The organism is Bradyrhizobium sp. USDA 4516 (assembly GCF_054055915.1).
Window position 1 is genome coordinate 2,744,844 of sequence record NZ_JBSRXT010000001.1, and the last position, 12,767, is coordinate 2,757,610.

Sequence of the window (12,767 nt, forward strand, 5' to 3'; positions counted from 1 at the left end):
TCGCTCCCGGCATGACGCTAGAAATCGCTGAGTGAATGCGCCATGAACGCGCAAAACGCTGCGGCGAAACGTCCGGGAGAAACGTCAGTGACTGTCTATGTGATCGCGCAACTCAAGATGACCGATCGCGCCGCCTATGATCGGTATCAGGCGCGCTTCTTCGACGTATTCAGGAAGTTCAACGGACGCCTGCTGTCGGCCGACGAACAGCCCGCGGTGCTCGAGGGCAGCTGGGATCGCGACAAGCTGGTGCTGATGTCATTCCCTGACGAAGCCGCATTCCGCGCCTGGTCGGAGTCGCCCGAATATGTCGAGATCTCCAGGGATCGCAAGGCGGGTGCGCAGGGCATTGTGCTGCTGGCGAAGGGCTTCGCGCCCTGAGGCGGACGGAGCAGCTCCGATCGGAGAGCTGCTCTCTTGTTGCACGGCTGATGTCGCGCACGGCGCGACTGCGTGCATCACCAGAACGGGCCGAACCCGAAGCCGAAGGTGAATGGCGCCGGCGCAGCATAGGGGTACGGCCGATAGTAATAGGGCCGCCCTAAATAATAGGAGCCGTACGGCCGATAATAGGAATAGGGCCGGTAGTACGGCCGGTAATAAGGACGGTAGCCGTAGTGATAGTGGCGACGATGGTAATGATGATAGCGCTGCGCGCTGATATCCGTTGCCTTGCCTACTTGCCGCTGCGGTGCCGCGGCCTGCGGCTGGGCTGATGCCGCGGCGGTTGCCGATGCCGGCGCCGTCAACGCGAATGTACAAGCGACAGCCGCGACACCGATCCATCTCATCATGATCAACTCCTGCAGATTGCGATGGATATCATCTCGCGTGGGCGAATCTGCCGGTTTGATGGCTGAGAACGACAACAGGCCCGCTGCTCACGGGCCTGTGTCTCAACTGCGCTAATACGCCGCGCGATCAACGGCGCCAGTGGCGACGATGCCCCCAGCCGCGGTGATGTCCGCGATGCCAGCCACGATGCCACCCGCGCCCACCCCAGCGTACCTGCGTGGTCGCCTGGTTCGCGTTGTCCTGAACCGTGGCGGCTGTGCCCGGCGTGGCGAGCGACATCGCGCTTGCACGCTCGGCCGGCGCCGCCAACACCAACACGGCACCGACAGCCGCGAGCCCCAGAACCTTCATCGCCTTCATGAATTGTCTCCTTGATCCTTTGATGTCACGTCTTGCAGCGACGACTTGAACTTCTGCTTGACGCGTTTTCCTCACGCGAACCGGTGTCCGTCCCGCATCACGCGCGGGACAGGCTCCGCTGGAAAACGCTTCAGCTTTCGAATCGACGCCGTTGCCGCGACGCAGATCGCTAGCAGAATGCGGACGACGTGAATGGGAAGTGAATGACTGCGCCACGAACATGAATGCTGCCGGCGCGCTTCAGGTTCCGGCACTGCGCGCGATTTTTCGCGTTGGTGTGCAAACGACATAGACGATGGTCGTATCTCGCGTTCTGTCCGTTGCAGGATTGCCATGACACAAACGCGCACGCAGGTGGCTGCTTCGAACAGCCCTCGCGGCGCTCAGCTGTTCCATCATGCCCGGCGATGTCGCGCTCGCCGCCAAGGACCGGGCGACGACATCGGCACCGCAAGCCATCGCACGCGGATGCTGATGGCGGCGGCGGTTTTATGGGCGACAGGTTTGATCGCGGCTGTTGCGATGATCGGCGCAACGCGCCGACATACGCGTAACTAGCCCGGCCGCCAGAAGCAGTTCATGCGCGGCGTGATCACGGTACCGCTCGGCCGGTGCTCCTGCACATAGGTCGCGGTGCAGTCGCGCACGGCGTTCGGACCGGGGTTGTAGCGCGGGATGACATCGGGTTCCCAATGATCGGGCCGGGACCGGTAGATCGGCACGCGCTTCAGCCGGCGGCGCTCGACGACGCGCGTGCGCGCGACCGGTGCCGCCTCGCCGACGCGCGCCTCAGCCGCCGCGCTCTGTGCCTGCGCCTTTGTCGCCGGGAGCGAGAGCCCGACTGCTACAGCCAACAGCGCTGTCGCCACGATCCGTTTCATTACGCCCACCCAAGCTCGATTCTTGAGCCCCATTCGTGGGCGGCACGGTCTCCCATTGCGCCGCCAAGGTCAACTGCGCTGGCGCCGCCGATAGCACTCGCGCTAAAGGAGTGTCATGTGGACCACAGAAAAAGCCCCCTCGCTGGCCGAGATGGAGGCCATGGCGCACGAGGTTTTCGAGCGCCTGCCCAAGACGTTCCGGGCCCTCTGCGAGGGCCTGATCATCCGCGTCGACGACTTTCCGACCGACGAGGTGCTCGACGAGATGCAGGCCGAGAGCGAGTTCGACCTGCTCGGCCTGTTTCAGGGCATCGGCCTGCCGCAGCAGAGCCATAGCGACGTGGCCCGGCTGCCCAACCTGGTCTGGCTGTACCGCCGGCCGATCCTGGATTACTGGGCGGAGCACGACGAGACCCTCGGCCACATCGTTCGCCACGTGCTGATCCATGAGATCGGGCACCATTTCGGCCTCTCCGACGCCGATATGGAGGCGATTGAGGCCGATGCGGGCTAGCCCTGCAGAAATGGCCCTTTTACCGCTGTCACATTCGCGATAAACATCCGGCCGATATCCGCTATTTTTTGCCCGGGAAGAGCACCGATGGATAAGTTCACCACGCTGGAAGGCGTCGCGGCGCCGCTGAAGATCATCAATGTCGACACCGACATGATCATTCCGAAGCAATACCTCAAGACAATCAAGCGCACCGGCCTTGGCAAGGGGCTTTTCTCCGAGCAGCGCTACAAGGATGACGGCAGCGAGAACCCGGATTTCGTCCTCAACCAGCCCGCCTATCGCAACGCGAAGGTGCTGGTCGCCGGCGACAATTTCGGCTGCGGCTCGAGCCGCGAGCACGCGCCCTGGGCACTGCTCGACTTCGGCATCCGCTGCGTGATCTCGACCTCGTTTGGCGACATCTTCTACAACAACTGCTTCAAGAACGGCATCCTGCCGATCCGCGTGTCGCAGGAGGACCTCGACAAGCTATTCGACGACGCCGAGCGCGGCGCCAACGCGACGCTGACCATCGACCTCCCCAACCAGGAGATCCGCGGTCCCGACGGCGGCAAGGTCAAGTTCGAGATCGACCCGTTCCGCAAGCACTGCCTGATCAACGGCCTCGACGACATCGGCCTGACGATGGAAAAGAAATCGTCGATCGACAGCTACGAGACGAAGCTTAGGGAACGCGCCTGGGCTTGAGGCTCAGCGCATCATCGTGCCCCGGTGCCGTCAGGCGCCGGGGCTTTTCTTTGCCGAATTCGCTCGCCGCAAACCCGCTGATAGCTGACGCGCATGCTGCCTGACATCGTCACCTTCTGGCACGGCTCGATGGACGCGCTGCGCCAGACCTGCCTGCGCTCGCAGGCGGCGGCGGGGCACAAGGTCACCGTCTACAGTTTCGATCCGATTCCCGGCCTGCCCGACGGTATCGGCAATGCCGAAGCCGAAGCCGTGCTGCCGCATTCGTTCGCGGAGAAGCTGCGCCCGGCGGAGCCCGACGGCTCGTGGCGCGACTGGACCATGCTGCAGTTCAGCGACTTCTTCCGCATGCGGCTGATGGCGCGGCGCGCCGGTCTCTGGCTCGACGCTGACGTGCTGCTGCTGAAGGGCGTCGAGCTCGATCCGGCCAAGCCCTATTTTGCCTGGGAGCGGCCGCGGCAGCTCGGCAACTCCGTGCTGTATCTGCCGACCGACGATCCAATCGTGCGCGCGTTCGAGGCGCTGATGCAGCAGGACGAGCTGATCCCGGACTGGCTGGCGCTGCGCCATCGCCTGACCTTCGCGATGCGCCGGCTGCGCGGCAAGTCCAATCGCCTCGCCGACATCCGTGTCGCGATCTACGGCCCGGCGGCGCTCACCGCGCTGGCGCGCCGCGCAGGCGAATTGCAGCACGCGCTGCCGAAGCGATCATTCTACGCCGTGCATGCCGAGCCGAAGCTGTTCTTCGAGCCGTCGGATTTTTCGCGCTACCTGAACGATCCCGGGATCATCGGCCTGCACATCTCGCCGAAAGGGCGCGGCAAGGAGGCGCCGATCCCGGGCAGCCTCTACGCGTGGGCGGCGGAGAGATTTGGAGCGTAACGCAAACACCGCTGCACCCTCTCCCACAGGGAGAGAAGGGAAGACGCTTCGCAGGGCTAATGCCCCATCGCGGCGATCGCATCGGCGATCGCGATGGTGCGCCTGGCCATCTCGGCGTGCAGGCGCTCGACCATGCGGCCGTCGAGCTGGATCGCGCCGCGCGAGGCGTTCTCCGGCTTCTCGAAGGCGGCGATGATCTTGCGCGCCTCGGCGACCTCGGCCTCCGGCGGCGTGAAGATCGCGTTGCAGGCATCGATGTGGCTCGGATGGATCAGCGTCTTGCCGTCGAAGCCGAGATCGCGGCCCTGCGCGCATTCCTCCGCGAAGCCGTCGACATTGCTGATGTCGCTATAGGGCCCGTCGAGGATCTCGAGCCCGTGCGCGCGGGTCGCCAGGATGCAATGCGTGATCATCGGAATCATCGCCGCGCGGCCCGGCTTCATCCGGATCCGGGTTTCGCGGGCAATGTCGTTCGGCCCGAACACGAAGCCGGCGAGCCGGGTTTCGGAATCCTTCGATGCCGCGGCCAGCTTGTCGGCGTCGAGCACCGCGCGCGCGGTTTCGATCATCGCCCAGACCCGGATCGAGGCAGGCGCATTGATGTCGCTGAGGCGATCGGCGACGGCGTTGAGATCGTCGACGGTCGAGATCTTGGGAACCAGGATCCCGTCCGGCTGCGACTTGCCGGCCATGCCGATGTCGTCGACCCACCAGGGCGTGTCGAGCGCGTTGATGCGGATCAGCACCTCGCGCTTGCCAAAGCCCTTGGCCGCGACCGCCGTGGCGATCTGCTCCCGGGCTGTGGCCTTGGCGTCGGGGGCAACGGAATCCTCCAGGTCGAGGATAATGCCGTCCGCCGGCAGCGTCCGGGCCTTTTCCAGCGCCCGTGCATTCGATCCCGGCATGAACAACAAGCTGCGGCGCGGACGGGTCATCGACATTCTCCTGGAGGCTCGGGCTCCGCCGGTGGCCATTGTTTAGGCATCGGGCGGGAACCATTCTTCAACGCTGCCGTATCATCTCAGGCCACACGCCGAAAGTCTTGTTCCCGTTACCCGCATGTGGTTAGCCAGAGGCCATGAAATTCTTTCCGAAGCAGTTGATCGACGGCTACCGGACGTTCGCGACCCAGCGGCTGCCGACCGAGCAGTCGCGCTACCAGGATCTCTCGGAGCGCGGCCAGTTTCCCGAGACGATGGTGATCGGCTGTTGCGACTCCCGCGTCTCGCCGGAGGTGATCTTCGACGCCGGCCCCGGCGAGTTGTTCGTGGTCCGCAACATCGCCAATCTGGTTCCGGTCTATCAGCCCGACAGCAACGCCCACGGCGTCTCGGCCGCGCTGGAATATGCCGTGACCGTTTTGAAGGTGAAGAACATCGTGGTGCTGGGCCACGCGCAGTGCGGCGGCATCCGCGCCTTCGTCGACAAGATCAAGCCGCTCACGCCCGGCGACTTCATCGGCAAATGGATGCAGATGTTCATCAAGCCCGGCGAAATCGTCGAGCAACGCGAGCATGAGACCATGCAGGACTTCGTCGTCCGCATCGAGAAGGCCGCGGTGTTCCGCTCGCTGGAGAACCTGATGACGTTCCCATTCGTGCGCGAACGCGTCGAGAGCGGCGAGATGCAGCTGCACGGTGCCTATTTCGGCGTCGCCGAGGGCTCGCTGTTCGTGCTCGACCGGGTCGCGAAGGAATTCATCAGCGTCCGCGACGAGCTGAAATCAGACCAGTAATCTACTCGTTGCCGTGATGGCCGCTGCCCCAGCGGTCGGAGATCGCGAGCATGAAGGACGACACCACGAATACCAGGTGCACGCCGACCAGCCAGGCGAGCTTGCTGGGGTCGAACGCGGTATCGAGGTTCATGAACGCCTTCAGCACCTGAATCGCCGAGATCGCGACGATCGACGCCAGCAGTTTTTGCTTCAGGCCACCGAAATCGACCTTGGTCATCCAGTCCGGCCAATCCGGATGCCCTTCCGGATCGATCTTCGAGACGAAGTTCTCGTAGCCTGAGAACACCACGATCAGGATCAGATTGCCGGTCAGCGAGATGTCGATCAGCGCCAGCACGCCGAGAATGATGTCGGATTCCTTGGCATCCGGCACATGCAGGATGAAGTGCCACAGCTCCATGCAGAACTTGAACAGCAACGCCGCGAGGCTGATGACGAGGCCGAAATAGAACGGCGCCATCAGCCAACGGCTGTTGAACAGCAGGTTCTCGAAACGACGTTCAACCCGCTTCAGCGTCGGATTGGGCCGATAGGTCCCCGGTTGTTCCGCTTCCGCCATGCCACGCGCTTCCTGACGCCGTATTCCCGCGGCAGCTTTTATGCCGCCTTTTGCTTGGCGGTGATCAGCTTGCGGTTGATCAGGACTTCGGCGATCTGCACGGCATTGAGCGCCGCGCCCTTGCGCAGGTTGTCCGACACGCACCAGAACGACAGGCCGTTCTCCACCGTCGCGTCCTCGCGGATGCGGCTGATATAGGTCGCGTCCTCCCCGGCAGCCTCATAGGGCGTGACGTAGCCGCCCGGCTCGTGCTTGTCGATCACGAGGCAGCCCGGCGCGCGGCGCAGGATGTCGCGCGCCTCGTCCGCCGTGATCGGATTGGCGAACTCGACATTGACGGCTTCGGAGTGACCGACGAAGACCGGCACGCGTACGCAGGTGGCGGCGAGCTTGATCTTCGGATCGAGGATCTTCTTGGTCTCCGCCATCATCTTCCACTCTTCCTTGGTGTAGCCGTCTTCCATGAAGACGTCGATCTGAGGAATGACGTTGAAGGCGATGCGCTTCGGAAACTTCTTATTGACCAGCTCGTCATTGGTGTAGACGGCCTTGGTCTGCGAGAACAATTCGTCCATTGCGTCCTTGCCGGCGCCCGACACCGATTGATAGGTCGAGACCACGACGCGCGTGATCGTCGCCTTGTCGTGCAGCGGCTTCAGCGCGACGACGAGCTGCGCGGTCGAGCAGTTCGGGTTGGCTATGATGTTCTTCTTGGTGAAGCCGGCGGTCGCATCCGCGTTCACTTCGGGCACGATCAGCGGCACGTCGGGGTCCATGCGCCAGGCCGAGGAGTTGTCGATCACGACGGCGCCGGCGGCGCCGATCTTGGGTGACCATTCCTTGGAGACCGAGCCGCCGGCCGACATCAGGCAGATGTCGATGTCGGAGAAGTCATAGTGCTCGAGCGCCTTCACCTTCAGCGTGCGGTCGCCATAGGAGACCTCGATGCCGACGCTGCGGCGCGAGGCCAGCACGACGACCTCGTCGGCGGGGAATTTGCGCTCGTCGAGAATGTTGAGCATTTCGCGCCCGACATTGCCGGTCGCTCCGACCACCGCGACTTTGTAACCCATCGTTCACTCTCCGACGAAAAATGCCCGTTCCCCCGCAAGCTGCAGAAAGGGAAGAGGCAGCGCTTCTATGCGAGAAACCCCGTCAAGACAACGTTGCGTAGCTTTTGAGCGTTTTGATGCGTTTATTTCGGGCCGATCCGGCCGCGCCCCATCATACGAGAATTCCGTCAGCACTGACGAGCTTCGTCGACGAGGTGTACGCCACGCTCTCCCGGCTGTTCGCCTATGTCGCCGTGCTCGCGCTGTTCGTCGTCCTCGGCAACTATCTATGGAAGCAACTGCCCGACGCAACGGCGATGGCGGCCCCTGCCGCCGCAGGCTGGAGCCCGGCCGGCCGCACGGCGCCGGCCTTTGCCGTAAGCCAGCTCGATCTGCGAGATAAAACAGAGACTTACGAGATCTTCCGGCACCCCGAGGGCGGCCGCAAGGACGCCTTCCGTTGGGCCGATGCCAACGGTGCAACAGTCGCCGAGCTGGAAATCTATCGCCCCGGCGGCGAGGCCATGGGGCCTGCGGTCACCGAGATTGCCGGGCGGCTCCACCCGGGCGGCGTCCGCGAGTTCGAGGCTGCCGGCATCGTCGACAGCAAGTTCGGCAGCGTCACCTTGCTGCGCCCGGCGCGGCAGGACGGCGACCGCGCCTGCCTCGGCTTCCTCAAGCAGGCCGACGCGCCTGACCTCCGGATCTCCGGCTGGACCTGCCAGGGCGCCAGCCTGCCGGCCCGGCGCGCCGCGATCATCTGCATGCTGAACCGCCTGACCCTGCTGGCCGCGGGCAACGATCCGCGGCTCGCCGCCCTGTTCGCGCATGCCGAGCTCAAGCGCACCGACTGCGTTACTTCCAGCGCGCCGGCCCTGTCGGCCGACTGGGTCATGGGCAGCGAGAACCCGCGCCTGCGCGGCGCCCTTTGATGGCGAGACCGTGGCAAAGCACTGGTTTTCATGAAACTTTTGCGCTTGGACACTCATTATCTCGGCCGGTGTGGCGCAATTGACCTAGTGACGGCCTCCCCACCATGGCTACAATGTGTTCCGAGTGATTTTGGCGGACGCGCCAGCCCCGACGGGGCCGTAATGACGAGGATGCGATGACCCTAGAATTCCCTGCCGCGAACAAGCTCGTGGTGTTGCTTGCCGCGGCTGCCGTCACCGCAACCGCGTTCGGCATGACCGCAGCCAGCGCGCAGAGCCCGAGCACGCGCAAGCAGCAGGAGCAGTATGACCGCGATGGCCGCCGCTACTACGGCGCGCAGGGTCCGAACCGGGTCTATCAGCAGGGTCCGCGCACCCGCGTTTACGTCACCACGCGCTCGTGGCTCGACGCCGGCACCGAAGTGCTGCCGGGCGACCGCAAGTTCAACGACTACGCCTATCCGCCGGAGATCGGTTATCCCTCGTTCGCGCGTGAGAACAACAACCGCCCGATCGATCGCCAGCCGCTCAGCCCGCCGGCCGATCTCGGCGGCTATCCGCGGAATTTCCCGCTGTACTGAGAATTTCGGCGAGCAGCCGATACGAAAATGCCCGGCTCCGGCCGGGCATTTTCATTTTTGGTGCTGTCATTCCGGGGCATCGCGCAGCGATGAACCCGGAATCTCGAGATTCTCAGGTGCGCAAGCGCACACCATAGTTCGATGCTACGCATCGCCCCGGAATGACGGCAGAGCCGTCACGCGTGCAGCTTCTGCAATTCCTTCAGGATCGCCTCGCCCATCTGGCTCGTGCTGGCCGGCGTGGTGCCTTCCGACTTGATGTCGGCGGTGCGCAGGCCGCTGGCGAGCACGGCCGCGATCGCGGCATCGACCTTGTCGGCGAGCTCGCCCATGTCGAAGGAATAGCGCAGCGCCATGCCGAACGACGAGATCATCGCGATCGGGTTGGCGAGGCCTCGGCCAGCGATATCGGGCGCCGAGCCGTGCACCGGCTCGAACAGCGAGCGCCGCTTCTTCGTCTTCGAATCGACTTCGCCGAGCGAGGCCGATGGCAGCATGCCGAGCGAGCCGGTCAGCATCGCCGCGATGTCGGACAGCATGTCGCCGAACAGATTGTCGGTCACGATGACGTCGAACTGCTTCGGCGCCTTGACGAGGTTCATGCCGCCGGAATCGGCGAGCTGGTGCTCGAGCGTGACGTCCTTGTATTCGCGCGCGTGGACCTGGGTCATGACCTCGTTCCAGAGCACGCCCGACTTCATGACGTTGCGCTTCTCCATCGACGTCACCTTGTTGCGGCGCTTGCGCGCCAGGTCGAAGGCGACGCGGCCGATGCGCTCGATCTCGTAGGTGTCATAGACCTGGGTGTCGACCGCGCGCTTCTGGCCGTTGCCGAGATCGGTGATGGTCTTCGGTTCGCCGAAATAGACGCCGCCGGTGAGCTCGCGGACGATCATGATATCGAGCCCCTCGACCACGTCGCGCTTCAGGCTCGAGGCCTCGGCGAGCGCCGGGTAGCACACCGCCGGGCGCAGATTGGCGAACAGGCCGAGATCCTTGCGCAGCCGCAGCAGGCCGGCCTCGGGACGCACCTCATAGGGCACGCTGTCCCACTTCGGGCCGCCGACCGCGCCGAAGATCACGGCGTCCGCCGCCGTCGCCTTGGCCATGTCGCCCTCGGAGATCGACACCTTGTGGGCGTCATAGGCGGAGCCGCCGACCAGGCCCTGCTCGGTCTCGAACTTCGCGATGCCCTGCGCATTCAGCCAGTCGATCAGGCGCTGCACCTCGGCCATCACTTCGGGGCCGATGCCGTCGCCGGGGAGAAGCAGCAGTTTATGGGTCGCCATGGTGTTACCTCGAGCTAATCGTTGTTGTCGTTGCCGGGCAAGAGCGCGAAGCGCGTCCTCGCACAGATGACCCGGCAATCCATCCCGCTTCGAAAGGCCTCTGAAGATGGATGGATGCCCGGGTCGAGCCCGGGCATGACGAGCGGGGGAAATCCGGCCGGAGTGCTAAAGCGCCGGAGCCGGATTGGCAAGGCACCTCGGATCGGCCCAGAATGGTCCCAACGGGCAACCCGCGCCTCTAGAAGCCAACAAGACGGACCTCATGACCGCAGCCATCGTCTACGCCTTCGCCTCGGCGATTTTCCTCGGCGCCGGGGTGGTGCTGGCGCAGCTTGGCCTGCGCACCGTCGAGCCGCTGTCGGGCGCCGCGATCAGCGTGCCCACTTTCACCCTGCTATTCCTGGTGCTGTCGCCGCTGATCCTGCATGGCGAGCCGGTGGTCTGGCGTGCGCTGCCGATCTTCATGGCGATCGGGCTGTTCTTCCCGGCCTCGCTGACGCTCCTGACCTTTGCGTCAAACCGGGCGCTGGGACCGGTCATCACCTCGACGCTGGGCAATCTGGCGCCGCTGTTTGCGGTCACCGCCGCCGTGGTGCTGCTGCACGAGCCCTTGCTGCCGCAGCAGCTCATCGGCCTCGTCGTCGCGGTCGCGGGCGCCGCCATCATCACCGTGACGAGGCCGCGCGACCTCGGCCATTGGCGCAGCTGGGCGCTGCTGCTGCCGCTTACCAGCGCGCTGGTGCGCGGCATCGTGCCGCCGATCGCCAAGCTCGGCCTTGCGATCTGGCCGAGCCCGCTATGGGCCTGCCTGGTCGGCTACGTCATGTCCTCGCTGGTGGTGCTGACCGTGCAACGGGTCCGCAAGGGCAGCTTCATGGTGCAGGCGCCGCGCGAGGGCCGGTTCTGGTTCGCGCTGACCGGGATCAGCAACGGGCTCAGCGCGCTCAGCCTGTTCGCCGCGGTCCGCAACGGCCCGATCACGCTGGTGGCACCGCTCGCCGCGATCTATCCGCTGGTCACCGTGGTGATGAGCGCGGTGGTGCTCAAGCATGTCGAGATCACCGCGCGGATCGTCGGCGGAACCCTGCTGACCGTGATCGGCGTCGCGCTGGTCCTGATCGCCTGATTGCCTGATACGCAAGACAGTGTTGCGGGCATCGGCGCTGGGCAGCGCCGCCGCGGCCTGTCACAATGGCCGCATTGCCGGAGTGAATTGTGAGAGCCCCCGCCCCGTCCTACCCGCATGCCGCGCGGCTGATCCTTATTCTGTCGCTCGCACCGACGGTCGGTCTCGGCATCGGCCGGTTTGCCTATTCGCTGGTGCTGCCCGACATGCGCGAGCAGCTGGCCTGGTCCTATTCGGCCGCCGGCTTCATGAACACGATCAACGCCGCCGGCTATCTGGTCGGCGCACTGCTCGCCTCACGCCTGATCGAACGCTTCGGACTTGCCGCGTCGGTGCGCTGGTCGACGCTGGCCTGCGCGCTGTCGCTGGCGCTTTGCGCCCTCTCGGGCAATTTCGTGGTGCTGAGCTTTGCCCGCCTGCTGGTCGGCTTCGCCGCCGCGATCGGCTTCGTCGGCGGCGGCGCGCTTGCGGCAACCATCGCGCAATCGCGACCCGAACGCGCGAACTTCCTGCTCAGCCTGTTCTATGCCGGGCCGGGCGTCGGCATCTTGGCATCCGGATTGATCGCGCCCTTCGTGCTGCAGGGTTTCGGCGCCGGCTCGTGGTCGATCGTGTGGTGGGCGATGACGCTGCTTTCCGCGATCATGACCGTGCCGCTGATGCTGGCGCCGCTCCACGCCAACACCGCCGCCGGCGGTATCGTGCGGACCCAATTCGCTGTCATGCCGGTCCTGATCTACCTCGCCGCCTACTTCCTGTTCGGCGCCGGTTACATCGCCTACATGACTTTCATGATCGCCTATGTCCGGGACGGCGGCGGCGGCGCAGCTGCACAGAGCGCGTTCTGGAGCCTGATCGGCGTCAGCGCATTCGTCACGCCCTGGGTCTGGGGGCGGGTGCTGGCGCTCGACCGCGGCGGGCTCGCCACCACCATCATCCTCGGCGTCAACGCGCTCGGCGCCAGCCTGCCGATCTTCGGGCATTCGCCGCTGCTGCTGGCGATCTCGGCGCTGGTGTTCGGCGTCGCCTTCTTCGCCGTGGTCGGCTCGACCACCGCCTTCGTGCGTTTCAACTACCCGCCGCAATCCTGGCCGACCGCGATCGCGGCGATGACCATCGCCTTCGGCATCGGCCAGACGCTCGGACCGATCGTGGTCGGCGCCATCACCGACGCGGTCGGCAGCCTGTCATTCGCGTTGAACGTCTCGGCCGCGATGCTCGCGCTCGGCGCGCTGCTGTCGGCGTTTCAGAGGAAGGTCCCCTCCCAGCGTCGTCCCGGCGAAGGCCGGACCCATAACCACAAGCGGTTGTGATGGAAGGGAGCGTCTCCCCTCGTACCTATTCCCGCGGCCGCGGGGTATGGGTCCC

Annotated in this window: 16 protein-coding genes; 9 read left to right on the forward strand and 7 right to left on the reverse strand. The window is 65.0% G+C overall.

Annotation, left to right across the window (positions count from 1 at the left end; genetic code table 11):
- Positions 1-87 precede the first annotated feature (87 nt).
- On the forward strand, positions 88-381 hold the full coding sequence (locus ACVI1L_RS12570; RefSeq protein ID WP_456783022.1) for a DUF1330 domain-containing protein: 294 nt from the start codon (positions 88-90) through the stop codon (positions 379-381).
- A gap of 77 nt (positions 382-458) precedes the next feature.
- On the opposite strand, the gene ACVI1L_RS12575 is transcribed toward ACVI1L_RS12570, so the two are convergent.
- The 3 genes from ACVI1L_RS12575 to ACVI1L_RS12585 all read right to left on the reverse strand — a co-directional run bounded on the left by ACVI1L_RS12575 (position 459) and on the right by ACVI1L_RS12585 (position 2,036).
- Positions 459-794, reverse strand: a complete 336-nt coding sequence (locus ACVI1L_RS12575) for a hypothetical protein (protein WP_253588494.1) — start codon at positions 792-794, stop codon at positions 459-461.
- A 127-nt stretch (positions 795-921) separates the two neighbouring features.
- Positions 922-1,155 carry a hypothetical protein gene (locus tag ACVI1L_RS12580; protein WP_057020951.1) on the reverse strand — a complete coding sequence of 78 codons (234 nt, stop codon included), beginning with the start codon at positions 1,153-1,155 and terminating at the stop codon, positions 922-924.
- Between the two features lie 554 nt (positions 1,156-1,709).
- Positions 1,710-2,036 (reverse strand): hypothetical protein, encoded by a 327-nt coding sequence (locus ACVI1L_RS12585; protein WP_057020952.1) that lies wholly within the window; start codon positions 2,034-2,036, stop codon positions 1,710-1,712.
- A gap of 115 nt (positions 2,037-2,151) precedes the next feature.
- Here ACVI1L_RS12585 and ACVI1L_RS12590 point away from each other — a divergent pair, with 115 nt between their 5' ends.
- From ACVI1L_RS12590 to ACVI1L_RS12600, 3 genes are all read left to right on the forward strand, one after another.
- Entirely contained in the window at positions 2,152-2,550 is a 399-nt protein-coding gene (locus ACVI1L_RS12590) for a metallopeptidase family protein (protein WP_016847635.1), read from the forward strand.
- An 87-nt stretch (positions 2,551-2,637) separates the two neighbouring features.
- Positions 2,638-3,240 (forward strand): 3-isopropylmalate dehydratase small subunit, encoded by a 603-nt coding sequence (gene leuD / locus ACVI1L_RS12595; protein ID WP_028336269.1) that lies wholly within the window; start codon positions 2,638-2,640, stop codon positions 3,238-3,240.
- 93 nt (positions 3,241-3,333) lie between these two features.
- Positions 3,334-4,122 carry a hypothetical protein gene (locus ACVI1L_RS12600; RefSeq protein WP_253588493.1) on the forward strand — a complete coding sequence of 263 codons (789 nt, stop codon included), beginning with the start codon at positions 3,334-3,336 and terminating at the stop codon, positions 4,120-4,122.
- A 56-nt stretch (positions 4,123-4,178) separates the two neighbouring features.
- Here the strand turns inward: ACVI1L_RS12600 and ACVI1L_RS12605 are convergent, their stop codons facing one another.
- Positions 4,179-5,057 (reverse strand): HpcH/HpaI aldolase/citrate lyase family protein, encoded by an 879-nt coding sequence (locus ACVI1L_RS12605; RefSeq protein ID WP_229192521.1) that lies wholly within the window; start codon positions 5,055-5,057, stop codon positions 4,179-4,181.
- Positions 5,058-5,200: 143 nt separating this feature from the next.
- Here ACVI1L_RS12605 and ACVI1L_RS12610 point away from each other — a divergent pair, with 143 nt between their 5' ends.
- Positions 5,201-5,857: a carbonic anhydrase gene (locus ACVI1L_RS12610; RefSeq protein WP_168858194.1), complete on the forward strand. Its 657-nt coding sequence runs from the start codon at positions 5,201-5,203 to the stop codon at positions 5,855-5,857.
- 1 nt (position 5,858) lies between these two features.
- Here ACVI1L_RS12610 and ACVI1L_RS12615 read toward each other — a convergent pair whose 3' ends face one another.
- Both ACVI1L_RS12615 and ACVI1L_RS12620 read right to left on the reverse strand, forming a co-directional pair.
- Positions 5,859-6,419: a TIGR00645 family protein gene (locus ACVI1L_RS12615; protein WP_225645284.1), complete on the reverse strand. Its 561-nt coding sequence runs from the start codon at positions 6,417-6,419 to the stop codon at positions 5,859-5,861.
- A gap of 38 nt (positions 6,420-6,457) precedes the next feature.
- Positions 6,458-7,492, reverse strand: a complete 1,035-nt coding sequence (locus tag ACVI1L_RS12620; protein ID WP_253588492.1) for an aspartate-semialdehyde dehydrogenase — start codon at positions 7,490-7,492, stop codon at positions 6,458-6,460.
- Between the two features lie 116 nt (positions 7,493-7,608).
- Here ACVI1L_RS12620 and ACVI1L_RS12625 point away from each other — a divergent pair, with 116 nt between their 5' ends.
- Positions 7,609-8,403, forward strand: coding sequence for a hypothetical protein (locus ACVI1L_RS12625; protein WP_456785545.1), 795 nt, complete (start codon positions 7,609-7,611; stop codon positions 8,401-8,403).
- Between the two features lie 176 nt (positions 8,404-8,579).
- A complete protein-coding gene (locus ACVI1L_RS12630; RefSeq protein ID WP_057020960.1) occupies positions 8,580-8,984 on the forward strand; it encodes a hypothetical protein in 405 nt (134 codons plus the stop codon).
- 176 nt (positions 8,985-9,160) lie between these two features.
- Here ACVI1L_RS12630 and leuB read toward each other — a convergent pair whose 3' ends face one another.
- Complete coding sequence (gene leuB / locus ACVI1L_RS12635) at positions 9,161-10,273, reverse strand: 3-isopropylmalate dehydrogenase (protein WP_092086966.1); 1,113 nt, start codon at positions 10,271-10,273, stop codon at positions 9,161-9,163.
- Between the two features lie 262 nt (positions 10,274-10,535).
- On the opposite strand from leuB, the gene ACVI1L_RS12640 reads away from it, so the two are divergent.
- Positions 10,536-11,399, forward strand: a complete 864-nt coding sequence (locus tag ACVI1L_RS12640) for a DMT family transporter (protein WP_057020962.1) — start codon at positions 10,536-10,538, stop codon at positions 11,397-11,399.
- Between the two features lie 89 nt (positions 11,400-11,488).
- Positions 11,489-12,712, forward strand: coding sequence for a YbfB/YjiJ family MFS transporter (locus ACVI1L_RS12645; protein WP_253588491.1), 1,224 nt, complete (start codon positions 11,489-11,491; stop codon positions 12,710-12,712).
- Positions 12,713-12,767: the final 55 nt, after the last annotated feature.